This window comes from Candidatus Poribacteria bacterium (assembly GCA_009839745.1).
Taxonomy (GTDB): domain Bacteria; phylum Poribacteria; class WGA-4E; order WGA-4E; family WGA-3G; genus WGA-3G.
Genome location: VXPE01000094.1, coordinates 1 through 23,981, shown reverse-complemented (window position 1 = coordinate 23,981; position 23,981 = coordinate 1). Strand labels below are relative to the sequence as shown.

The following is a 23,981-nucleotide window of genomic DNA, read 5'->3' as shown; positions in this document are numbered from 1 at the left end:
AAAGCGTTTACCCATTCACCATGTTGTATAGTATACTACAGGATAGACAGGTTTGTCCACTTTTTTTAAAGGCTATAACTTCCAAAGGCTATAGAAAAAACCGTGCAAAAACGAAATCAGAAACGTCAAGATTCATCATACACACATAAATACGCCATCCATTTTGATATACTGCCAGAGATTTCTTATCTCAATGAAGACCTACCCGTCTTAATAGCGGATCTTCTGCCAATTTTTCACGGATTTCCAAGAGATGTCTGGATATCTGAAAAATGGGTAGACGAAGGCCTCGACTTTTGCCGGGTTGTTTTCTGGGTGTGTTCCGAATCCCCGGACGCCATTAAAACCTTCGGCAACTGGTTTCAGGCAATATTCCGAGAACCCGCCGTCTCCGAAGTTTTAGAACGTCTCGTCACGCATGCCTTAGATGACCCCAAGGATATAGAGGTTATCCTGACGGATTGGACGCGCGTGGCGAATTGAGAACGCGGCATAAATAGTGTTGACACCCGCAAATAGATTATGCTATAATATTGAGGTAGAAATCAGTTCTCCAACAAGGTAGTTAGGTAAAACAGGAGATGGGTAATGATCCGACGAACCCTTTGGATCGCTATGCTGGGAAAGTTTGTGCGCCTTCAAAATTTACTATTAATACTGATGTCTCTCTCAGTGCTGTTCGTTAGCGAGGCACATCCGCAAACTGTTGATGAAATCTTCCAGAATTTCAAAACGGCGTATGCGAAATCTAATAATTTCAGTGCGAACTTTGAGGAAACGACGCTCTTCGCGAAGAACAAAAGTGTCGCTCGTGGACGGTTTATATTCGGGAAACCGAATCTGCTTCGTAAAGAGTATGTCGACCGGAACGATACGTCAAAGGTGGTCCAACTCACTGTTTTAGACGGCGAATACGGATGGACATATACACCGATACTCAATCAAGTCAATAAGATGAAGTGGAACAATCCAGAACGTCGGGAGCTGTTGCCGGGTATTGGGGCATCCCTTGAAGATGTTCAGAAAAACTACGATATGACACTTGTTCCTGACGAATTTGCGAATCCAAAAGGGGTCCATCAAATTGAATTGGTGCCTAAAGTTCACATGGTGAACACGAACGCCAAGGAAACCCTTCAAATCTGGGTAAAATCCGGTGAGTGGCTCCCCGTGCAATTTGGCTACGAAACCGAATTTGAAGATGGGACGCGTCAAAGTGTGATTGTTACGCTTACAGAGATTAAACGAGATAAAAAACTCGCACCGGATCTTTTCAAGTTTGTGGTGCCTAAAGATGCCGAGGTAATAGATCTCTCCGAAAATTAGGAACGGATCTCTTATACCGAGATAATTCCTACTTTTCGAGAACACATTATGAATTTCGGTACCCTTTTGCGGTTGGCAAATCTCCTAACCATTTTACGGCTTTTCCTCATCCCCCCGTTCATATACTGTTTTCAGGCTGATATGACGGGGGCTGCGCTCACTATTTTTGCTGTCGCAGCACTGACCGATCATCTTGACGGTAAAATTGCTCGAAAGCAAGGTGTGACGGGCTTCGGAAAATTTATGGACCCGCTCGCTGATAAGTTGTTAATCGGTGCTGCTTTAATCTGTTTAACTCTCTTCAAGCACGTTGACAGTGGACTCATTCCGGTATGGATGGTTTTTGTTATCATCGGTCGTGAAGTTCTCGTTACCTTCCTGCGGATTGTTTTCATGGCAAAGTACGGGCAGGTCGTCTCGGCAAACCAATGGGGAAAATACAAGATGACTTCACAGCTGATCGTCATCATCATCGGGTTAACCCTACTCGCATTTCAAGACTATCTAAACGCGGCACTGATTGTGCAAAGTCGAGGTCCCATCTACTTTATGATGTATATCCCCTTAGTGCTCACAGTCGGATCCGGACTGGAATTTCTCGTTAACAATCGTAAACCTTTATTCGCCTTGTTCCAGGCAACCCGTTACGACCCAAAAGCAGGTGCGTGATGGATACAGCCAAAAGCACAGTCATTCGCTGTTTTGTAGCAATTGAGATCCCAGAATCGATACAAGCATTGCTGAAGTCGGTGCAAACGGACCTTCAGCCCCAGATTCACAAGGCTTCATGGACAAAACCCGGAAACTTTCACCTCACCTTGAAATTTCTCGGTGATGTTCATCCTGAAGCAATCAATGATATAAGTGACGCCATTCAGCGCGTGACAGATACACATCCGTCATTCTCCATTGCCTTCGGAGGCATCGGGGGGTTCCCGAATCTCGCTCGTCCGCGTGTCATTTGGATGGGCGTAACGCAGGGGGCATCGACCGTGTCACGCCTTGCAAAAGCCGTGAACCGTGAATTGACACATCTCGGTTTCTCAACAGACACTCGTTTTCACTCACACCTTACGCTGGCGCGGCTGAGAACCGCGACAAATCTTAAACCGTTAAAGAACATTCCACGTAAATATGATACAATCGTTGGCGGATCAATACGTGTAAACGAAATCACACTCATGCAGAGCCGACTTCACCCAAATAGGGCAATCTATACGCCTTTAAGCGTCCATCATTTTTCGGCGTAATGCGATGCTCAAAGCACCTATTTTCCACAGCAGGTGCAATATAAGGAGAATGTAAAAACATGCAAGATACACAGAAACAAAAAGCCATTGATGAAGCGATTTCACAGGTAGAGCGTGAATTCGGTAAAGGGTCTATCATGCGCTTCGCGGATAACGAAGTTGTGCCGGTTGAAGCCATCCCAACGGGTTCTCTCGCGCTTGACCTTGCTCTCGGTGTAGGCGGTGTCCCGCGCGGCAGAATCACCGAGGTATTTGGACACGAAGGCACTGGGAAAACCACCTTGGCACTCCATATTGTCGCCGAAGCACAAAAGTTAGGGGGCACGGCGGTGTTCATTGATGTTGAGCACGCACTCGATACCACCTACGCTCGCAATATCGGGGTCAACATGGAAAATCTACTCATCGCACAACCCGATGCCGGCGAACAAGCCTTAGAAATCGTCGAAACGCTTATCCGCAGTGGTGCGATTGACTTGGTAATCGTTGACTCGGTAGCGGCTTTGACCCCTCAAGCCGAAATTGAGGGTGAAATGAGCGACGCACACGTCGGTTTATTGCCCCGTTTAATGTCTAAAGCCCTACGGAAACTGTCGGGTGTCACGAACAAATCCCAAACCTGTGTTATCTTCACAAATCAGATTCGGCAGAAAATCGGGATTATGTTCGGGAACCCAGATACAACACCGGGGGGACTTGCTCTCAAGTTCCACGCTTCCGTCCGTTTAGAACTCCGACGCGGTACCCAGATTAAAGATGGGAATGAAATTCTTGGAAGTGGTGTCCGGGTCAAAGTGGTGAAAAATAAAGTGGCACCCCCTTTCAAAGAGGCAGAATACGATGTTACTTTCGGAAAAGGCATCTCTAAAGAAGGAAATCTCTTGGATATTGCCGTTGATAATGAATTGATTCAAAAGAGTGGTTCCTGGTTTGCTTACAACGGTGAACGCATCGGTCAGGGTAGAACGAATGCCAAGAAATATCTGGAAGAGAACCCAGAGATTGCGACGGAAATCGAGGCGAAGATACGGGAAACACTGAGTGTGGCACCAGAATCTACTGCGGGTGCGATTCCCGAAGACGAAACTGACGATACGACAGCGTAAGAAAGGCATGGCAAAGTTTTCATACTTTAGCACGCCTGAGGACGCATTGTTTGTATAGCGAGGTAAGCACACCTCGCTATACAAAATCCTTGAAAACTCCCGAAAAAAAAACAAAAACATCAATTTTTCTTGACACGATTTTTTCGGTACGCTATACTCTAAATAAACAGGGTGGGTCGATCAAACAGAAACCCGTCTGAACACAGTTATCCGCGTATCTGACTTTCACCGCTACGAGTGGAGTCGAAAAATCGTTTTGGAAAGTGAGAACTTCATGTATGGCTATCAAAAGAGGAAATTCCATGGATTCCTTTGAGGAGCAAGAGAATTGCGATGCTGTTTGGTATCAACAGCAAATTCGCACACTCCAAGGGACGATTGACATGCTCGAAGCTGAGCTTGCCAGCATGCGACAACAACAGCGTGCTGTCTATGTCAAGGATCTTGAAACTCGACTCTATGAAATGCAGCGTGAGTTAATGACGGCACACCGTCGGAATAAGAAACTCACGAACATGCTACAAGAGGCGAAAGAGAAACTCCAGATCCTCAAAGAAAAGGTCGCCCAACTCAGCGCACCCCCCAATAATTACGGAGTCTTCCTCGCTTCAAACGAAGATGGCACCGTCGATATCGACATTAGCGGTAGAAAATGGCGCGTGAATCTCGATCCGGCACTCAGGGATACAGACCTTGCGGTCGGACAAGAGGTTATTGTTAATAGCGGAATGAACGTCGTTAATATTAAAACTGCCGAAAAGCATGGCGATGTCGTTAAAATCAAAGAACGGATTGCGGATGAACGCGCCATTGTGAGCCTTCGCACCGATGAAGAACGAGTCGTCAGAATAGCGGAATCCCTCAAAGAGGAACCCCTGAAAGCCGGGGATCACGTCCTTCTCAACCATACGACCAGTATGCTTATGGAAAAACTTCCAAAACGAGAAGTCGAAGATCTGCTACTTGAAGAGGTCCCAGACATCGGTTACACCGATATCGGTGGACTCGATACACAGATAGAGGCGATTCGCGATGCCATTGAGTTGCCATACCTGTATCCGAAGGAATACAAGGAATTTAATCTCTCGCCCCCAAAAGGGGTGCTCCTTTATGGACCTCCCGGTTGCGGTAAAACTTTGATAGCTCGCGCCGTCGCGAGCAGCATCGCTGAGCGGGTCCGAAAAGAAACAGGCAGGGACGAGGTTCGCGGCTATTTCATTAATATTAAGGGACCCGAACTTTTAAATAAGTACGTCGGTGAAACTGAACGTAAAATCCGAGAAGTCTTCCAAAAAGCGCGCGATAAATCGCGAGAAGGATTTCCCGTTATCATCTTCTTTGATGAAATGGACTCTCTGTTCCGATCCAGAGGCATGGGTATCTCATCGGATATGGAATCAACGCTCGTGCCGCAGTTCCTCTCGGAAATTGATGGTGTTGAGAACCTACGGGATGTCATTGTCATTGGCGCGAGTAATCGACAGGATCTTCTCGACCCTGCTGTTCTAAGACCGGGTCGGCTCGACGTGAAAATTAAAATCGATCGTCCCAATCTTGACGGTGCGAAGGACATCTTCGCCATATATCTGACACCCGATATTCCGTTCTCTGAAGAAACTCGCAAGCAGTTTAATGGGGACACCGAGGCGATCGCGAAGCACTTCATCAATGAAGCGGCAAACGACATGTACGCAACGACTGATGAAAATCGGTTTATTGAAGTGACTTACGCCCGCGGCGAACGGGAAACCCTCTTCTTTAAAGACTTTGTGAGCGGGGCAATGATCGAAAACATCGTTTCACGTGCCAAGAAAACAGCAATTAAACGTTTTATTGGTTCTGATGGGACTGACAAAGGGATACGCCTCGAAGATCTCAGCGCAGCGATTCGAGAAGAATACCACGAAAATGAAGATCTTCCGAACACTACGAATCCTGATGATTGGGCAAAAATCTCGGGCAGGAAAGGTGAAAAGATCGTTAATATCCGTGCTTTGATTAATGAACCCACACAGGAGAAAAAACAGAACGTCCGGGTGACCCGAGGCGGTACATTCCTTTGATGGCTACCAGCGGTCAGATCGGGTGAATCAACGGTATGAAACCCTTATGGGCTTCCCCGTCTACGACAACCCTTTCAGCAGGCGGCAAAACCAAATCGGTAGCCTGCAACAACGGCGCAGGCGGATTTGAGGGACACACTTCAAAGTCGAAACGTCCGTTGTTTTTCCGCAAGGTATAATTAAAAGATGGAAATACCAATAGTAATGGGAACAGAGACTGAGTATGGTATCTCAGTCAAAAATGCACGCGAGCAAGATCCGGTTGCTGCTTCCACCTTGGTAGTTAACGCCTATAAAACTTCAAGGGGTGATATTCCGAGCGCGACTTCTTCTGTCACGTGGGACTATGAACAAGAAAGCCCTTTGATGGACGCTCGCGGGTTTCTCGCGGAGGCGGAAACACCTATCAGCGAGGCAGACACAAATAGTGTCGTCAATGATATATTGATAAACGGCGGGCGTTATTATGTGGACCATGCCCACCCGGAGTATTGCACGCCGGAATGTGCCAACGCACGCGACCTACTGCTCTACGAAAAGGCGGGAGAATTAATATTGGAAGTCAGCAGGGTAACGGCTGAACGCCTTTTGCTTGACAACCAAGAAATTATCATCTATAAAAATAATACTGATTACAAAGGACACAGTTACGGTTCCCATGAAAACTATCTTATGTCCCGTAAAGTGCCGTTTGATGAGATTGTTGATGGGTTGACCCCGTTCCTCGTTACCCGTATTATTATCACAGGTAGCGGCAAAGTCGGGACAGAAAACGGAAGTCGCGAAACAGATTATCAGATTTCTCAACGCGCCGATTTTTTTGAGAAAGAGGTAGGCCTCAGCACTATGGTGAATCGCCCTTTGATTAACACGCGCGATGAACCGCATGCTGATGACCAAATCTATCGACGTTTGCACGTTATCGTCGGCGATTCTAATATGTCCGAACTCAGCATCTATCTCAAAGTTGGTATTACCTCCATAGTGCTTCAGTTGATTGAGAAAGGTGTTGTCGGAAAACAATTCGGTTTAAAGGATCCCGTCGCGGCAATAAAAAGTATTTCACGAGATCTTTCGTGCAAAAATCAGATAGAACTCGCAGATGGCGAGCAGTGGACACCGATACAAGTCCAGCGGGCATACCTCAAACTTGCACAACAACATCTCACAACCGAAGAGCGGACCCCTGTTGTTGAAGATGTTCTCGAAAAATGGCAATATGTGCTTGACAACTTAGAAATCGATCCGATGCGGCTCAGCCAACACCTCGACTGGATCATAAAAAAGAAATTAATAGAGGCGTATCGCAAACGACACGGATACCAATGGACGGACGCGCACGTCCAAATGCTTGACTTACAGTATCACGATATCCGTCCAGACAAAGGACTTTATATTAGATTGCTGAAAAACGGACATGTGAAACGGTTGCTCAGCCACGAAGAGATTGTGCACGCGATGCACTATCCGCCCGTGGATACCCGCGCATATTTTCGGGGTACCTGTTTACGGAAGTTTCCAAATCACATCTACAGCGCAAGTTGGAACTCAATGATTTTTATTGGTAAAGATCGAAGAAGCTTCGATAAAATTATGATGGATCGTCCGCATTTTGGCACACAAAAGATCGTTGGGGAATTGCTGAACAACTGCACAGCAGACGAACTCGTTAAAAAACTCCGAGGTAATTCTTCAAAGTAGCCGTAGGTTTTCATCAATAGAAGGGAATACGTATGATAAATCCAAATATAGACAAAGGTAGAATGGATGAAATAAATACAGACTGGGCGAGTGGACAGCAATCCGAGTTTGTTGTAAAAAACAAGCGTGCGAATCTAAAGATAATTCCCTACATTGGTTGTAAAGCAGGTTTCAAAGATATTTTTGATAAAATAATACCTGATAACCTTGCCTGTCGTATTTATGATATATTTGGAGGAGGAGGGGCATTCTCTCTTTATGCGTGCAATCGGTTTGGATCTCATCGCGTTACCTATAACGACAATAACCCTATCGTTGTGAACCTCATACGGCACGTCCAAACATCTCCAATGCGGTTATGGGAACTGTATAACGAACATTACAATAATTCTTCTACTGAGTATTATTACCAAGTCAGGAATCTATGTTTAGAAAATGGGGTGGAGGGGGCGGCGAACTTCCTTTACCTTGCGAAGAACGCGTTTTCAGGGAAAATCAGATTCAATTCAAGCAACAAATTCAATTCGCCTATCAGAAAAGGCAGCTCATGTCCTAAAGTAAATCTTGATTCATTGTTGAATTTAAGTAAAACCCTTCAAAACTTAACCATAATGAACGAGGATTATAAAGAGTTCGCTTGTGTCGATAACTCCTTTTTATATCTTGACCCTCCCTATTTCAATAATACCAATGGGCATTATAATGGCGTTCTCGATTTAGGTGAGTTCAATCAGTTTTTAAGAACAATTGAATTAAGAAATAAAGTCGTCTTATCCGAACAAAATCACCCGAATATATTTGACCTTCCTGAATCCTACACAGTTCGACCAATTACTTTGATGAGGTCATTGCAGTATTTTACGCAAAATAAAAGCCGAGAAATGATCGCTTTTAATTATTAATAGGGTAAGTGAATGACAAACCAAAATGCAGCTCAAGGGACATATTATGAAAACTTATTTTCTCGCGAGATAGCCAAAGACCCACAAAATATTAAAAAAATTGCTGAGGCGTTTTCAGAACTTGTTCCGGAAAACCAAGAAATAGAGTTCGTGATACGTGAAGGACAGTATGGAAAAAAATCTGATGTGTTTATTCACACAACAGAAGGTCACAATTTTAAAGCAAGTATCAAGTCATTTAAAGGGACAGGGTTTAATCAAGTTACACGCATGAAAATTGAAGCCTTTGTAGCCCGCTTCGGTCTCTCGGATAACTTTAAACAAGTTTTAGAAAAATCAACGATCAGAAAGGCAAGAAACTCCAGAACAAACTGGATTAGTAATGAGGACACTGATTTTATTCTTCGCGAACTAAACTATAACAAAGCCTTTGATATTCTAAAATACAGTTTACAGGGTGAGAATTCTCCCAAACTTTTTGTATTAATTAAATCGGACGCTCAGATTATTTGGGTCTATAAAATGGAGGAACTACTGGAATTTTTAAGAAAATCAATAAATGTCGAAATCACGCCCAGGGGGGTCATTTCTTTACATTCATGTTTTACAATTCAAAGGAAAGGCGGTAATGGGCCACGTGAAAAACATTCTAAAGATGATTTGGCTCACGGTGGTAACAACATCCAAATAAAAATGAAGTGCCAGTCATTGTCTGAGATGTTAACCCCTATTACGACAATAAAATATAACGATGAGCCGGATTCAGTTTCATAAATAGTTTCATGAAAAACATTTTTAGCACAATTAAATATATAGGTCTCTTACATTTCTCAATTCCAAAACCATTTATTGCGTAACTATAAAAGGAGAAAACCATGTCGACTGAAAAACAACAGGAACAGGTCAATCATCCTGTCGATGAAACCGAAGAGATTGAACTGAATGTCAAATCAAGCGAAATGGACGAGGAGTTCGTCGAAGACTTAGACTCACTTCTTGACGAAATCGATGAAATCCTGGAGGAAGATTCACAGGCATTTGTCGAAAACTATATCCAACGAGGAGGGCAGTAGGAGTGCTTGACCTCGATGATTATGGCACTTCTGACTTTCTCCAAATCCTCAAGCGTCGCCATCCTGAATTATTGGCGATGTCCGATGCGTCTGATGCCGTTTCAAGTGCTCACATATCCGAGTCATCATTGCGTTCTTACGAAGGCACCACCGTTTTAGCGGTTGTTTATAATGCTGGTGTCATTATGGCTGGTGACCGGCAGGCAACAGAAGGGTATCAGGTCGGCGAGCGGCGAATTCAGAAAGTCTATCCAGTGGATCGGCACTCGGCAATCGCTGTTGCGGGTGCCGCTGGTCCCTGTATTGAGATGGCAAAACTCTTCCAAGTTGAGGTCGAATTTTACGAAAAGACAGAAGGGATGAGCCTCAGTCTTGAAGGGCAAGCCAATTTCCTTTCACACTTGGTCCGCTCTAACTTAGCGCTTGCCATGCAGGGCTTAATTGTCTTGCCACTCTTCGCCGGTTATGATCTGAAACGGCAACGCGGTAGAATTTTTAAATACGATGCTATCGGGGGTCGTTACGAGGAAGACACCTATTACGCAATCGGTTCCGGTGGTAAGGATGCCCGTACAACCCTAAAAAAACGGTACACGCCAGAGATTTCGCGTCAAGCGGCATTAGAGATTGTCGCGGAAGCACTTTGGGACGCTGCCGATGAAGATATCGCAACAGGCGGTCCTGATCTCATCCGGAAAATTTTCCCAACGCTTTACACTATTACTGAAGAAGGAGTCGCCGAGATTCCTGAGACTACCGTAGAAGCACTCTACCGGGACCTCATATCGCGCCTCACGTAGGGAACGCAGGAACCTCAGAACACGGATTGACCGGGAAACCCGATCTCCACGTGTAACGAGACCTCCGCGTTCGTCTTTGCTCCTTGGAATCTGAAAGATACAGATATGTCCACACCTTATTATGTTTCACCGGAACAAATCCGTCAGGATAAAGAGGATTTCGTCCGTAGCGGCATCGCCCAGGCGAAAGAGGTCGTCGTCTTAGAATTCCGGGATGGGCTCCTGATGGTTGCCGAAAATCCACGCAAAACGACCTTTAAGATTGCCGAAATTTATGACAGGATTGCGCTCGCGGCGGCAGGTAGAATCGCTGAATACGAGGCATTACGCGTCGCTGGCATTCGCGAATCAGAAATTAAAGGTTTTCGCTACTACCGTGAAGATGTTACCGCGAAATGGTTGACGAACCTCTATTCACAGCACATGGGAGCCGTCGCACAAGCCTGGGACGCGAAACCCTTGGAGATCGAACTCCTTGTCTGTGAGATAGGAATCCCCGATGCCTCAACAAATTCCGGGACGCAGCGAAATCAGATTTACCATATTGCATTTGATGGTATCTATTCCGAAGAGGAGAAGTACGCTGTTATTGGCGGACGTGCCACAACGATCACAGAAATTTTGGAACAGAAGTATACAGATGGTTTAGAAATGTCAGCCGCACTCCGATTGGTAACAGAGACCTTTCAAACCGTTGAAACCGATAGCGAAGATGACTATGAAATCACCCCCGAAACCATAGAAGTGGCATGTCTTGAACGAACCGCCGGACGCCGAAAATTTCGACGACTCTCTACTGATGAGGTGGCAAGGTTGTTCTCCTGATTTTTTTGCTGTGAGGCTATGCGCAGGGTCCAAAGATCGTAAGCCCAAGCAACGCGCCGGGCGGATATACAGAACGGATCGTTCTTGAAAAAAACTGCCTGACTGAACCGCAAGGTAAATAAAAAAATGAAACGTAGAATTTACGGATTAGAAACCGAATTCGGGATCATCTGGACCCCTGATGCCCCGCGTAGAAAGACCCTCACCGTTCAGAACGTCGTGATGTACCTCTTCCGTGAAATCGTCGCTGGGAGAATGTATCCCGATGTCTTCCTGGAAAACGGTGCCAGGTTCTACCAAGACATCGGATGCCACCCGGAATACGCGACCCCTGAATGCGATGATGTTACTGAACTCGTCGCTCACGATAAAGCCGGTGAACGCATTATCACACGACTCGCCAGCACTGCGGAACGGAGCATGCGCAACGACGGGTTCTATGGAAAGATTTCTATCTTTAAAAATAATTTGGATACCCCCGGAAATACTTATGGATGCCACGAAAATTATTTGATGGAACGACATGTGGATTTCCGTCAATTGGCATCGCAGTTGATCCCCTTCTTTGTAACTCGACAGGTTTTCGCAGGTGCGGGAAAAATCAAACCGAGTTATCGGGGTTACTACGCAATTTCGCAACGTGCCGAACACATCCGAGAGGAAATTTCCATCGGCACAACAACGGCACGCGGGATTATCAACACACGCGATGAACCCCATGCCGACCGAGAAAAGTACAGACGCCTACACGTCATCGTCGGAGATTCCAATATGTCCGAGTTTTCGACTTTTTTGAAGGTAGGGACAACCGGTATTATCCTCCGCATGATTGAAGATAACTTCATTGAGCAGCGCTTCGCACTCCGCAATCCTGTCAAAGCGATTCGTGATATTTCCGACGATATTACATGTACACACCCCATCGAACTCCAAAATGGAAAGCGACTCACTGCTGTTGAACTACAGTGGCAATACTTAGAATGCGCAAAGCGATATCTGGAACAAGCCGAATCCGATTCAACAACGAATCAAATAATGGCACGCTGGGAGTATGTCCTGACCTGCTTGGAAAGCGATCCGATGCAGTTGGACAGAGAATTGGACTGGGTCATTAAGTGGAAGTGGCTGCAGACCTACCTCACAAAGCGTGGACTTGAATGGGATGCCCCACAGGTAAAACACTTAGATTTAAAATACCACAACGTGCGTCAGGGCGAAAGTCTCTACTACGCCCTTGAAAACCGATCAGAAACCGAGCGAATCGTTAGAGATGAACAGATTCGCCACGCTGAGCAATTTCCACCTGAACGGACGCGAGCGAAATTTCGAGGAAAATTTATCAAGAAAGTTAACGAGGGAAAAGTCCTCTGCGGTGTCAATTGGAGCTACATTCAACTTTATGAACCGTATCAGATCCTTTACCTCTCAACAGATCCTTTTAAACCCGAATTTGACGAAGCAAGTCGAACAATTTATTCAATCTAAATAGTTGTCGGTCTTCAATAAGTCTGTAAAGTTTCAAGAGATGTTTGACCATCCAAGTGCCTTTTACAACTTTAGGCACTTGCAAACTTTAGTACACTTCAAAACTTTTTTATCTTCCTAACTTTAGCACACTTGCAAACTTTCTGATTCACTGACAACCGATAACTGACAACTAATAATAGGAGGCTTTTGATGTCACAACCGAAGTATGTCTACTTCTTTGGAGGCGGTGAAAGTGATGGCAACGCCACAATGCGCATGCTGCTCGGCGGCAAAGGGGCGAATCTCGCAGAGATGAGCAATCTCGGTATACCCGTTCCCCCCGGTTTCACCATCTCCACTGAGGTTTGTAAATTATACTACGAAAACGATAAACAGTACCCCGCCGAACTTGACGCACAGATCGATGAAAATCTTGCGAAATTAGAAGCCGCGCTCGGCGCGAAGTTCGGTGATACCGAAAATCCACTCTTGCTCTCTGTCCGTTCTGGTGCCGCCGTCTCAATGCCCGGTATGATGGACACGATTCTTAACCTCGGCTTAAATGACGATGCCGTTAAGGGACTTATCGCCAGATCTGAAAACGAACGTTTTGCTTACGATTCATACCGACGGTTCGTCCAGATGTTCGGAAATGTTGTCCTTAATGTCGATCACGACGAGTTTGAGCATCTACTTGAAGAAAAGAAAAAGGCGAAAGGTGTTACATTAGATACCGAATTAGAAGCCGATGATTTAGTGGAACTCGTTCAGGAATTCAAGAACGCTGTCAAACAGCACACAGGTAACGATTTTCCTGATGAACCCCGCAAGCAATTAGACATGGCACGGGACGCCGTCTTTGAATCCTCTGGAAACCAACGGGCGATTACCTACCGCCGTCTCAACGATATTTCTGAAGAACTCGGACGCACGGCTGTCAACGTCCAAGCGATGGTGTTCGGAAATATGGGCGGAACCTCCGGTTCAGGAGTCGCTTTCACGCGTAATCCCTCGACCGGCGCGAACCAATTTTATGGCGAATTTCTCATTAATGCACAGGGCGAAGACGTAGTGGCTGGCATCCGCACACCACTCCCAGTCGTCGAATTGAGAAACATCTTGCCCGAGGCTTATAATGAATTAGTCAATATCGGTTTGCGGCTTGAGAAACACTATACCGACATGCAAGATGTGGAATTTACGATTCAAGACAGTAAGCTCTACATGCTCCAGACCCGTAACGGAAAACGCACGGGTCAAGCTGCCGTCCGTATCGCTGTTGAGATGGTTGAGGAAGGCTTGATCGATAAACAGACCGCTTTGACACGCGTCCCCGCGAACGACTTGGATCAACTGTTGCATCCGAGCGTTGACCCAGCGGCAGACGTTGAGGTTATCGCCCAAGGTTTACCTGCCTCCCCAGGGGCTGCTGTCGGTAAGGTTGTCTTCACCGCACTACACGCCGAAGAACTTGCCGCCGCTGGAGAAAAGGTCATCCTCGTCCGAACTGAAACATCACCAGAGGATATCGGGGGTATGGACGCCGCAGAGGGTATCCTCACGGCACGCGGGGGTATGACCAGTCACGCCGCCGTCGTCGCACGCGGTATGGGAAAATCCTGTGTTGCCGGTTGTTCTGCTCTGTTTATCAACGAAGAAGCCTTGGAATTTTATGCCGAAGGGAAACGCTACGCTGAAGGGGATTACATCACGCTAAATGGATCCACAGGTGATGTTCTCGATGGGCAGGTGGCACTCATCCAACCCGAATTGAGTGGACAATTTGGAACGCTTATGGAGTGGGCAGACGAAGTCCGCTCGTTAGGTGTCCGCACGAATGCGGATACCCCCGAAGATGCCACAAACGCCAGACAATTTGGCGCAGAAGGCATTGGGCTTTGCCGGACTGAGCACATGTTCTTCGGTGCGGGAATTGATGCCATCCGTGAAATGATTCTCGCTGATGAGCCAGCAGAACGCGAAGTAGCGTTGGCGAAACTGCTGCCGCATCAACGTTCAGATTTCATCGGTATCTTTGAGGCGATGGCAGGCTATCCGGTTACGATCCGGACGCTCGATCCGCCGCTTCACGAGTTCTTACCAAAAAGCGAATCCGAAATCCTTGAGCTCGCAGCGCGAATTAACATTGAGCCACAAAAACTCCGTGAGCGTGTTGAAGAATTACACGAATTCAATCCGATGCTTGGACACCGTGGATGTAGGCTCGGTATCGTCTATCCAGAGATAACCGAAATGCAAGCCCGCGCGATCTTTGAAGCCGCTGTTGATGTCTCAAAACGGGGTATCACTGTGTTGCCAGAAATTATGATCCCGCTCGTTGGGCACATCAACGAATTATCCCTACAGCGCGAAGTCGTCGTGGATACCGCTGAAACCGTCTTTAAGGAATCAGGCACCCGCGTCGAATACCTTATCGGCACGATGATCGAATTGCCTCGCGCAGCACTCACTGCTGATAAGATCGCCGCCGAAGCGGAGTTTTTCTCCTACGGGACGAACGACCTCACCCAAACGACCTTCGGGATGAGCCGTGACGACGCAGCGAAATTCCTCGATGCCTACGTCAGAAACGGCGTGCTTGAATACGACCCGTTCCAGGTTCTGGACCAAGATGGTGTCGGTAGTCTCTTGCAAATCGGTTCCGAAAAAGGGCGTGCAACGCGTCCCGATCTGAAAGTCGGTATCTGTGGTGAGCACGGTGGCGAACCGCATTCTGTGAAGTTCTGTCACGGATTAGAATTCGATTATGTATCGTGTTCCCCGTTCCGGGTCCCGATTGCCCGCCTCGCTGCAGCACAGGCTGTGATTGAGGCTGACGCTTAAAGTATAGCGAGGGAGGCGCGCTTTAAAGCGCGCCTTCCACGCACACCGGAATGGACTAAACGGATTTTCTTGTCAAGTGGCAGAACTTTTTGAATAGGCAGAAGTAACAGGCACAGTTCCTGTGCCGTCAGCATTGAAAAGGACAACACATAATGCTAATCGCAGATCTAAATGAAATTGAAGGACGCACCTATCCCGCTCGTAGACGCACCAAAAATCTCGTCGGTGGTGCCTCCCCTATTCAGATAGATGAATTCTGTATGGGGTTCGTCGTCTTAGAACCAAATGGTGGGCAAGTACCGTGGCACAACCATGAACAGGAAGAGATCTATTTCATCGTTGAAGGTAAAGGCGAAATGTGCCTCGGAGAGGAACGCCATACCCTCTCCACGGGTCAGACTGTCTTTATTCCGTCGTGGGTTTTCCATCAATTGACAAACACCAGCGACACACTGATGAAGATGGTTTACTGCTATGGACCCGCAGGCGATGTGGCGCATTGGAAACAGGAACTCGCTGGTACACTCCCAAAAGCGGGTGTTGACGCACCACCACTTCCTGAAGGCGCAGCCCCCCAATGCACTGAGCCAGCGAAGTCCTAATAGAATACTCACCCTCGGTAAGTTAGTTTCAAAACGTGCTATAAATAGCACTACTACAAGCAAAACTGTTCGTAGTAGGGCGATTTATCGCCCGTAAATGACCGAAGTATTTTTCATCCTCATGAGGGATGACATGCCTATAAATAGGTGGCACCTTGCCTTGTGTAACTATTGAATAGACTTCGTATGCATACTAAGGATTATACATGACGAATCATAGCCCAAAAACCCATCGTGTCGGCATCATCATGAACGGCGTTACCGGCAGGATGGGAACGAACCAACACCTCATCCGTTCCATCTTGGCAATCGCAGAAGAGGGTGGCATCCCGATTGGGGACGGCGAAGTGATTATGCCCGATCCATTTCTCGTCGGTAGAAACCCCGCAAAATTAGAGAAACTCTCCGAAACCACCGGCGTTGAGAAGTGGAGCACGGATCTTGATGCGGCTCTCGCCGATGACGCGTATTCTGTCTATTTCGACGCGCAGGTCACGTCTCGCCGAGTGGATGCGGTCGAAGCTGCAATATCTGCAGGAAAAGATATCTACTGTGAAAAACCGACGGCTACGACGACTGCCGATGCCTACCGCCTCTATGAACAAGCGGCAAAAGCCGGACTTAAAAATGGAGTCGTTCAGGATAAGCTCTGGCTACCGGGTATCCAGAAACTGAAACGCTTGATAGACGCAGACTTTTTCGGAAGGATTATTGCTGTCCGCGGCGAATTCGGTTATTGGGTCTTCCAAGGCGATGCGATCCCGACGCAGCGTCCGTCGTGGAACTACCGCGTTGAAGACGGTGGGGGTATTATCCTCGACATGTTCAGCCACTGGCGATACGTCATCGATAACCTTTTCGGTGCCGTTAAAGGGGTTTCTTGCATCGCTGCGACCCATCTACCCCAACGGTGGGATGAGGAAGGTAAACCCTATACGTGCACAGCAGAAGATGCCGCTTATGCAACGTTTGAGTTGGAAAACGGAATCATCGCGCATTTTAACTCGTCTTGGGCAGTCAGAGTCCGTCGAGACGATCTGCTGACGATACACGTGGACGGCTTGAATGGATCTGCGATTGTCGGTTTGAGAGATTGTTGGATTCAACCCCTCTCTGGCACCCCGCGTCCCGTTTGGAATCCCGATATCGAACAACCGATCAAATTCTTCGATGGATGGCTCAAGGTTCCTGAACAGGAAGAGTATGAAAACGCATTCCGAGCGCAGTGGGAACTCTTCCTCCGACATGTTGTCGCCGATGAACCCTTCCCGTGGACGCTGCTCGCTGGCGCGAAGGGTGTGCAATTGGCAGAGAAGGGCATGGAATCGTGGCAGACCCGAAAGTGGGTAGAATTACCTGAATTGCGTTCGCTTTAAACTTCGTGGACCAAGGTAGTCTTGAGGTCTACCCAATTTATTATGGCACAAAATGTAACACTCCAAAAAATTGATGAATATCGCTGGCGGATCCCAAAAAGCTACATGAAAGGCATGCGTGTGGACGGAATTGTCTACGCCAACGAGAAACTCCTCGAACACGCCAAAAACGAGGAGGCACTGCAGCAGGTCGCAAACGTCGCGCATCTCCCCGGGATTGTCGGGCACTCCCTCGCTATGCCCGATTTGCACTGGGGCTACGGCTTCGTCATCGGTGGCGTCGCGGCGACCGATCCAAAAGCAGATGGTGTCGTCTCCCCGGGTGGTATCGGGTATGACATCAACTGTGGTGTCCGCCTGATTCGGACGAACCTCGATGTCTCGCAACTTGAAGGAAAGCGGAAAGCACTCGTCGCCAAGTTGTTTCAAAACGTTCCGTGCGGCGTAGGTTCAAGTGGTAAAATTCGGCTCACTGTCCAAGAAGAGCGGCAGATGTTAGAAAAAGGCGCGCTTTGGGCAATCGAACGAGAATATGGTCATGCAGGAGATCTCGACTTTACAGAAGCGACCGGTTTTCTCCAACACGCAAACGCCGACGCAGCGAGCCAGCGTGCGTTGGAACGCGGCAAAAACCAACTCGGCACCCTCGGTTCGGGGAACCACTTCCTTGAAGTGCAAACCGTCGACCGTATTTTTTACCGGGAAGCCGCTGACGCGATGGGGTTGAGTGAGGGCAATATCTGCGTTATGATCCATACAGGTTCGCGCGGTTTCGGCTACCAGATCTGCGATGAACACGTCAAAAGTTGGGTCAAAGTCGCCGAGCGATACGGCATAAATCTCCCCGACCGACAACTCGCCTCCGCACCGATCAACTCACCAGAGGGACAGGATTACATCACGGCGATGGCGTGTAGTGCCAACTACGCATGGAACAATCGACAGTGTATTATGCACCTCGTCCGCCAGACCTTCATGCAGTTCTTTGAGACGACAGAAGACGAGCTCGGCTTAGAACTCGTCTACGATGTGGCACATAACATCGGAAAGTTTGAGAAACACAAAGTTAATGGTAAAGAACGCGAACTCTTTGTCCATCGCAAAGGCGCGACGCGTGCATTCCCAGCAGGACATCCTGAGATCCCCGATAAATACCAGAAAGTCGGTCAACCCGTCTTAATTCCCGGCGACATGGGAACTGCCTCTTACGTGCTTGTCGGTAATCCAGGCGCGATGGCAGAGACGTGGGGCACGACCTGCCACGGTGCCGGTAGGGTTCTCTCGCGCCGAAAGGCGATCGCCTTGACAAAGGGACGTTCTATCCAGAAAGATTTGGAGGCACAAGGTATCTACGTCCGAGCAGAAGGCAGACGGACGCTCCAAGAAGAGGTCCCCGAAGCCTACAAAGACGTTGACGAGGTCGTCCGTGTCGTTGACAAAGCGGGGCTTTCTCGTCGTGTCGCACGCCTCCGTCCCATCGGTGTTGTGAAGGGTTGAAAATCTGAATCGCGGATTCAGCGGATTACGCAGATTGCGCGGATTTTTAGGTATGCGATGTTGTAGTCTCCACACGGATGACAGTTGTATAACTATCAGATAGATGTTGGGTTTCACGTTATTCAACCCAACCTACAGTCCGAAACCGACGGAAATCAACGGTTGATTGCTACTTCTAATGTGTATTTTTTTATCATAGCATGTCCAAAAAATAGGCAATATCCTGAAAAATTGCTCAAAACAGCCCATTTTCGATTGGCACGGAACTTGCTTAGATCTATGTGAGCCTCCTTGGGTAAGCCGGAGCCATAATTCCTATAAGGTGTCCCTTGCAAGTTCCCTGTTGCATGCGTTAGTTCAGTTGAAATCCCTGAAACTCTTGGAACCGATGAGGAATGTGGTTTCCGGCTCCTTTTTTATTTCCCTTATTCACACAACAATCGACTTTTTTCAAACTTATGAAAAATGGTTGGCAACATACGTTCTAATTGACTTTTCCCGGAATTGCCACTGTTTTGACACGCACAATTCAGGGTTACCTCCCTGCAGTGTCAAAACGAATACGAACCATAAATTGCAGTTAGTGGTCCGTCAGTAGTTTCCGATTACGTCAGAGCGAGCCGCGCTTGCATACAGTTCGGAGAATTGTTGCTCGTTTCTCGCGAAAGCCAGTCCATCCGAAAAAATCCTAACTCCCAGAGAAATTGAGTGGGATTCGAGTACCAACTTGTAAATGCGAAGTTAGTGAAAAAAATCAATAGGTGAAGCACAAATTAAATGCACATTTCGGGCAGAGGTTCGTTTCCGCAAGGCTTTTCACATAAAGTAAAGGACCCTCAGGAGAAATCTTTAGGGTAGAGTTTGTGCGGGAGAAGTTGAGAAAGGCACTGCTTTTGGCTTTTTCCGCACGTCCTTGATATTCGGTTTGTATTTGGAAGGAGGCATCAATAGTGTTGAAAATACTTCGGTCTTTACAAGAAGTTATGGTTGGATGTGCTGTTGTGATGCTCTCTCATTTTGCAATAGGAGATGCTGCTGCGAATGAGTGGCGGGTGATCTCCGAACTCCCAACACCGCGAGGTGAATTCGCAACCGCTGTAGTAGATCGTAAGATTTATCTCATCGGTGGCACGCCCCTTGAAAATCTGCGAGGTGTTCGGCGTGAAAATGAACCTGGTATTTGGAAGGGTCCTTTTGGGATGACCCTGGTGGAGGTTTATGACCCACAAACCAACACGTGGCAGAGACTCACAGATATGCCGACTGTCCGCTCCGGTGCTAAGGCGGCAGTTGTTAATGGCAAGATCTATGTCTTGTCAGGAAGAGTGGGGAAGGATAGGCAGGCGGTGAATCTCAAAGTTCTGAAAGTCGTCGAGATGTACGACCCGCAAACCGACACATGGGTCAGAAAACAGGACATGTCCCGTCACCGTATGGCATTCGGCATCGGGGTGATTGCTGGCAAAATCTATACCATTGGTGGGACTACTGATGCTAAGCCTGGGGATCCGTGGCGCGTCGATCTTGTGGAAGTCTATGATCCTGCCACCGATACCTGGGCAAAGCGAGCCGACATGCCGACACGACGCCGTGCCGTTAAGGCAGCGGTTATTCGGGACACCCTTTACGCCATCGGTGGGGGTGGGTGGCCACCAGCTGGGGCTGGAGGTCCCTTCCTTGGGACGATTGAGGTCTATGAACCGAGAATCAACCGGTGGACGAAGAGACCTGAGATGCCCAATCCGAGAACGGTATTTTTTTCAGTCGTTATTGACGAGAAAATCTATCTCATTGGAGGGTTGCGAGCGGGTGATAGTCACCCTGCCCCTATTGAAGTGTATGAGCCGGCCACTGAGAGATGGCGTTTGGTTTCTGCGAGGTCAACCATAAAGTCGCCATTTGGTGTAGCGGCGGTCAACGGCAACATTTATATCTTTGGAGGCAAGACAGAAAATCGGGAACTTTCTCCAATCGTTGAAGTCTTTGATACCGGTTTTCGTAATGTCGAGGCGCGTGGAAAACTTCCCACGCGCTGGGGTCAACTCAAAGTAGAATACCAAGGACAATCTCAAAGAGATTAACAATTGCTACAACTCTAAATTTTGAGAAACTGAGGATTTTTTTGAAAAAATACATCTTACTTACATTGATTCTGACTGTTATTGTTATCGGTCCCTTTGCTTACCAAAAATGGAGTGAGGCGAAACGGTTACAACACATTAGAGAGACAAAACAGCTCGCTTCTCAGATTCAGGCGACATCTTTGACGGACTATCTCCACCAGTTGAAACAGGTTTCACCAGACGGCACACCCCTCCTTCTTTTCACGGGTAATACACAAGCACAACTGGAGCCGTGCGGTTGCTTCATCGGGCAATCCGGTGGACTACCGAGGCGTGCAAAAGCAACGGGAGGGGTGTCGGTGGCACATCACAATCTCGTCAAATCCTTGGAAACTTATGCTGCTCTCGACGTAGTAGGTGAACGCGACGAACACTTCAATGAAAACGTACAAGGTATCAGATTCCAGAGAAACGATAAATCTGCGTTTCTAAAGTTAATCCAGGGCAATTATGACGCAGTCCTGTTAGGAAGTCACCAAGACACACAGTTCCTTTCACTCTTACGTTATATTGATGCCCCATTTGTTGTCCCGATCTATTCCGCAAGGGGACACAATGGCGATGTCATTAATGCGGGATTGCTCTGGTATACGGCGATGCGTCCTTTTGATGCCTTTTTGGTGCCAACGAACTCGGTGAGCGATCTGTACGGTCGATTCGTCTATAAGAAGGACGTTTTTCAACTTACACATGGGAAGAAATAATCCAGCGAATCCTCAGTCTACTTGGAGATCTTCAAAATCGTAAGGTATCCCAATCTAAATCCACGAAACATCGTCTGCTTTTTCGGAAACATTACAACCCGGTATGCGGTGAAATTGAGGCCGAAGCATTCATGCTCTCAAGGGTTCCGACGTCGGTTGATATGGAGCAAGCGATTGCCATGACCCTTTTGGAGGAACACACACCGATGGCGGTAATACAACCTGCGCGGAGGAGCAATATTGCATATCCAGCCAAGACGGATAGGGGCACTGGCACTACCAGTGCATCTGATGGATGCTGAGCCAGTAGCTCTCACGCAAGTGCGGGAGAAGTCTGAGAAGGTAACACTTCTCTTTTTTCCCGCACACTACTGACATCCTACTTATGTCGATAGGAGGAACTGATGATGTTCAAAACACTTCAGTCTCTACGATGGCTTGTGGTTTTAGTGGTTATTATTTTATGCCTTGTAACCACAGAGAACATTGGCGCAGAAAAATGGCAAGTAATTTCTGAACTTCCAACGGGGCGATTGGCGTTCTCGACCGCCGTCGTTGATGGTAAAATTTATCTCATCGGCGGCACCCTCTTTGAAAACCAGGATGGTCCCTTTGGACTGTCAACTGTTGAGGTGTACGATCCGAAAACCAGCACATGGCGGAGAGTCGCCGATATGCCGACGGCGCGCGCACTGCCCGCAACGGCCGTCGTTGATAATAAAATCTACGTCATCGGGGGTTATAGTGGAATAGACAGATTCATTGTGAATCAAAAAAATCTGGACGTTGTTGAAATGTACGATCCACAAACCGATACGTGGGTCAGGAAACAGGGCATGTCGATTCCTCGTAAACAGTTCGGTGTGGGTGTGGTTGCTGGCAAAATCTATGCCATTGGTGGGTATGTCCACCCAAGGGATCAGAAACCTAGGGCTCCGTGGCGCATTGATCTCGTGGAAGCCTATGACCCTGCCACCGATACGTGGGTGAAGCGGGCAAAGATGCCGACGAAACGTGATGGGTTTGGTGTAGGGGTTGTCAACAATCATATTTATGCTATCGGTGGACGTGGGTGGCCGCAAGTGGGTCCTGGAGGCCCCTTTTTAAAGGTCATTGAGGAATATAATCCGAAAATCAACCGCTGGAGACAGAAGAATGAGATGCCAGCCCTCAGGCTTTCATTTTCGACAGTTAATTTCGGGGGTGCAATCTATCTGGTTGGGGGTTTCATTTGGCAGAACAGAACCCCTCAGTATCTGGCAACTGTGGATGTCTATAATCCAGAGACAGACGAATGGAGTGATATTCCACCAATGCCAATACCCCTTATACCTTTTAGCACAGCGGTGGTCAAGGGTAAAATCTATGTCTTCGGTGGCACAGGAAAAAACAGGGAACGTTTTACCAGTGTAATGGTATTCGGGATGGGCTTTCGTGCCGTCACAGCGAATGGAAAACTCCCAACTCACTGGGGAGCGTTGAAGACAGAACGTCAAAATTAATCCTGCCAGTTTAAACGATGCTAAATCATTAGAACTTGTTCGTCACTCTTCTTCTACCCTTCCACTTGGCATCCGTCAGTCGATGGGTTCCGATATTGTTAGGAATCAGAATTCCCTCCTATAAAAAACTCCCAGTAGCAGTGATCTCCGAATCTTGACCTTCGACAAAATATCTACACACCTTGAGAGAAATTTGTGTTATAATGATGTGAATTCGACAATAAAATTAAGTATAGATTTAGATTGGGGATATTCCATGAAATTCGTACGACCTCTTTCTATTTTTAGTCTCATATTTTTCTTTTCAAGCGTTTGCAGCGTCTTGGCACAGGCGCCACAAACCCCTAAAATTGTATTTTCCTTAATCGATAACAAACAAAATTCGGAAATCTATCTGATGAACCCGGATGGAACCGAGACGGAAATGAACTCCTTTATACACAGTATATCAAGGGAAAGCAGATGCAAATCCTCAAAGTTGGATTGGACGGAGAGGAACCAGTGCGACTTACGGATCCAACGTTCTGGCATTTTACAGGAGATTGGTTTGATCCAGCGTATGCGCTGCCGGTGTCCCCACAACCACAACTTCTAACAACACAGTGGGGAAACGTAAAGAAACGGAACTGAAGTCCACTCTTTAATTAGTGAACGTTTGACATAAACATTTGGAAAATCCTCTCCGGAAAATCATTAGTCTTATCAAATTTCTTTCAACTTCGTAAGATTATACACCTTTTCGACGCTAACAGTGTGTCTTTCAGAACTTACGCAAATTGGGCAAAAAACAGTGTATTTCCGTGATTTAACCCCCTAAAGA

20 protein-coding genes are annotated in these 23,981 nt (G+C 47.3%); all 20 read left to right on the top strand.

The window, feature by feature from the left end; translation table 11 throughout:
• The first annotated feature begins 102 nt into the window (after positions 1–102).
• The 20 genes from F4X88_15040 (at position 103) to F4X88_14945 (ending at position 23,161) form a co-directional block, all read left to right on the top strand.
• A complete protein-coding gene (locus F4X88_15040) occupies positions 103–483 on the top strand; it encodes a hypothetical protein (GenBank protein ID MYA57603.1) in 381 nt (126 codons plus the stop codon).
• A 105-nt stretch (positions 484–588) separates the two neighbouring features.
• The gene (locus F4X88_15035) at positions 589–1,326 is read left to right on the top strand and encodes an outer membrane lipoprotein carrier protein LolA (protein ID MYA57602.1); all 738 of its coding nucleotides are present in this window, start codon (positions 589–591) and stop codon (positions 1,324–1,326) included.
• A gap of 48 nt (positions 1,327–1,374) precedes the next feature.
• A complete protein-coding gene (gene pgsA, locus F4X88_15030) occupies positions 1,375–1,995 on the top strand; it encodes a CDP-diacylglycerol--glycerol-3-phosphate 3-phosphatidyltransferase (GenBank protein ID MYA57601.1) in 621 nt (206 codons plus the stop codon).
• Positions 1,995–2,576 (top strand): RNA 2',3'-cyclic phosphodiesterase, encoded by a 582-nt coding sequence (gene thpR, locus F4X88_15025; GenBank protein ID MYA57600.1) that lies wholly within the window; start codon positions 1,995–1,997, stop codon positions 2,574–2,576. The genes pgsA and thpR overlap by 1 nt, the downstream gene beginning before the upstream one ends.
• Positions 2,577–2,635: 59 nt before the next feature.
• On the top strand, positions 2,636–3,682 hold the full coding sequence (recA, locus tag F4X88_15020) for a recombinase RecA (protein MYA57599.1): 1,047 nt from the start codon (positions 2,636–2,638) through the stop codon (positions 3,680–3,682).
• Positions 3,683–3,960: 278 nt separating this feature from the next.
• Positions 3,961–5,745, top strand: coding sequence for a proteasome ATPase (gene arc / locus F4X88_15015; GenBank protein MYA57598.1), 1,785 nt, complete (start codon positions 3,961–3,963; stop codon positions 5,743–5,745).
• A 186-nt stretch (positions 5,746–5,931) separates the two neighbouring features.
• Positions 5,932–7,446 (top strand): proteasome accessory factor PafA2, encoded by a 1,515-nt coding sequence (locus tag F4X88_15010; GenBank protein MYA57597.1) that lies wholly within the window; start codon positions 5,932–5,934, stop codon positions 7,444–7,446.
• A 32-nt stretch (positions 7,447–7,478) separates the two neighbouring features.
• Positions 7,479–8,348 carry a hypothetical protein gene (locus F4X88_15005; GenBank protein ID MYA57596.1) on the top strand — a complete coding sequence of 290 codons (870 nt, stop codon included), beginning with the start codon at positions 7,479–7,481 and terminating at the stop codon, positions 8,346–8,348.
• 12 nt (positions 8,349–8,360) lie between these two features.
• Entirely contained in the window at positions 8,361–9,122 is a 762-nt protein-coding gene (locus tag F4X88_15000; GenBank protein MYA57595.1) for a hypothetical protein, read from the top strand.
• Between the two features lie 101 nt (positions 9,123–9,223).
• Positions 9,224–9,421 (top strand): ubiquitin-like protein Pup, encoded by a 198-nt coding sequence (locus tag F4X88_14995; protein ID MYA57594.1) that lies wholly within the window; start codon positions 9,224–9,226, stop codon positions 9,419–9,421.
• 77 nt (positions 9,422–9,498) lie between these two features.
• The gene (prcB, locus tag F4X88_14990) at positions 9,499–10,221 is read left to right on the top strand and encodes a proteasome subunit beta (GenBank protein MYA57593.1); all 723 of its coding nucleotides are present in this window, start codon (positions 9,499–9,501) and stop codon (positions 10,219–10,221) included.
• Positions 10,222–10,326: 105 nt separating this feature from the next.
• Positions 10,327–11,046 carry a proteasome subunit alpha gene (prcA, locus tag F4X88_14985; protein ID MYA57592.1) on the top strand — a complete coding sequence of 240 codons (720 nt, stop codon included), beginning with the start codon at positions 10,327–10,329 and terminating at the stop codon, positions 11,044–11,046.
• Positions 11,047–11,172: 126 nt separating this feature from the next.
• The gene (locus F4X88_14980) at positions 11,173–12,531 is read left to right on the top strand and encodes a proteasome accessory factor PafA2 family protein (protein MYA57591.1); all 1,359 of its coding nucleotides are present in this window, start codon (positions 11,173–11,175) and stop codon (positions 12,529–12,531) included.
• A gap of 192 nt (positions 12,532–12,723) precedes the next feature.
• The gene (locus F4X88_14975) at positions 12,724–15,357 is read left to right on the top strand and encodes a pyruvate, phosphate dikinase (protein ID MYA57590.1); all 2,634 of its coding nucleotides are present in this window, start codon (positions 12,724–12,726) and stop codon (positions 15,355–15,357) included.
• Between the two features lie 152 nt (positions 15,358–15,509).
• Entirely contained in the window at positions 15,510–15,959 is a 450-nt protein-coding gene (locus F4X88_14970; GenBank protein ID MYA57589.1) for a cupin domain-containing protein, read from the top strand.
• 206 nt (positions 15,960–16,165) lie between these two features.
• The gene (locus F4X88_14965) at positions 16,166–17,335 is read left to right on the top strand and encodes a Gfo/Idh/MocA family oxidoreductase (protein ID MYA57588.1); all 1,170 of its coding nucleotides are present in this window, start codon (positions 16,166–16,168) and stop codon (positions 17,333–17,335) included.
• A gap of 42 nt (positions 17,336–17,377) precedes the next feature.
• On the top strand, positions 17,378–18,832 hold the full coding sequence (locus F4X88_14960) for an RtcB family protein (GenBank protein MYA57587.1): 1,455 nt from the start codon (positions 17,378–17,380) through the stop codon (positions 18,830–18,832).
• Positions 18,833–19,782: 950 nt separating this feature from the next.
• Positions 19,783–20,913, top strand: a complete 1,131-nt coding sequence (locus tag F4X88_14955; protein MYA57586.1) for a hypothetical protein — start codon at positions 19,783–19,785, stop codon at positions 20,911–20,913.
• A gap of 41 nt (positions 20,914–20,954) precedes the next feature.
• Positions 20,955–21,659 (top strand): hypothetical protein, encoded by a 705-nt coding sequence (locus F4X88_14950; GenBank protein MYA57585.1) that lies wholly within the window; start codon positions 20,955–20,957, stop codon positions 21,657–21,659.
• 404 nt (positions 21,660–22,063) lie between these two features.
• Positions 22,064–23,161, top strand: a complete 1,098-nt coding sequence (locus tag F4X88_14945) for a hypothetical protein (protein ID MYA57584.1) — start codon at positions 22,064–22,066, stop codon at positions 23,159–23,161.
• Positions 23,162–23,981: the final 820 nt, after the last annotated feature.

Excerpts from the sequence above, each read along its gene's own strand:
- F4X88_14945 (MYA57584.1), top strand. The coding sequence starts at position 22,064 with ATGATGTTCAAAACACTTCAGTCTCTACGATGGCTTGTGGTTTTAGTG.
- arc (MYA57598.1), top strand. The coding sequence starts at position 3,961 with ATGGCTATCAAAAGAGGAAATTCCATGGATTCCTTTGAGGAGCAAGAG.
- F4X88_15005 (MYA57596.1), top strand. The coding sequence starts at position 7,479 with ATGATAAATCCAAATATAGACAAAGGTAGAATGGATGAAATAAATACA.
- F4X88_15035 (MYA57602.1), top strand. The coding sequence starts at position 589 with ATGATCCGACGAACCCTTTGGATCGCTATGCTGGGAAAGTTTGTGCGC.
- recA (MYA57599.1), top strand. The coding sequence starts at position 2,636 with ATGCAAGATACACAGAAACAAAAAGCCATTGATGAAGCGATTTCACAG.
- F4X88_15010 (MYA57597.1), top strand. The coding sequence starts at position 5,932 with ATGGAAATACCAATAGTAATGGGAACAGAGACTGAGTATGGTATCTCA.
- F4X88_14995 (MYA57594.1), top strand. The coding sequence starts at position 9,224 with ATGTCGACTGAAAAACAACAGGAACAGGTCAATCATCCTGTCGATGAA.
- F4X88_15000 (MYA57595.1), top strand. The coding sequence starts at position 8,361 with ATGACAAACCAAAATGCAGCTCAAGGGACATATTATGAAAACTTATTT.
- F4X88_14975 (MYA57590.1), top strand. The coding sequence starts at position 12,724 with ATGTCACAACCGAAGTATGTCTACTTCTTTGGAGGCGGTGAAAGTGAT.
- F4X88_14960 (MYA57587.1), top strand. The coding sequence starts at position 17,378 with ATGGCACAAAATGTAACACTCCAAAAAATTGATGAATATCGCTGGCGG.
- pgsA (MYA57601.1), top strand. The coding sequence starts at position 1,375 with ATGAATTTCGGTACCCTTTTGCGGTTGGCAAATCTCCTAACCATTTTA.
- thpR (MYA57600.1), top strand. The coding sequence starts at position 1,995 with ATGGATACAGCCAAAAGCACAGTCATTCGCTGTTTTGTAGCAATTGAG.
- prcB (MYA57593.1), top strand. The coding sequence starts at position 9,499 with ATGTCCGATGCGTCTGATGCCGTTTCAAGTGCTCACATATCCGAGTCA.
- F4X88_14980 (MYA57591.1), top strand. The coding sequence starts at position 11,173 with ATGAAACGTAGAATTTACGGATTAGAAACCGAATTCGGGATCATCTGG.
- F4X88_14965 (MYA57588.1), top strand. The coding sequence starts at position 16,166 with ATGACGAATCATAGCCCAAAAACCCATCGTGTCGGCATCATCATGAAC.
- prcA (MYA57592.1), top strand. The coding sequence starts at position 10,327 with ATGTCCACACCTTATTATGTTTCACCGGAACAAATCCGTCAGGATAAA.
- F4X88_14970 (MYA57589.1), top strand. The coding sequence starts at position 15,510 with ATGCTAATCGCAGATCTAAATGAAATTGAAGGACGCACCTATCCCGCT.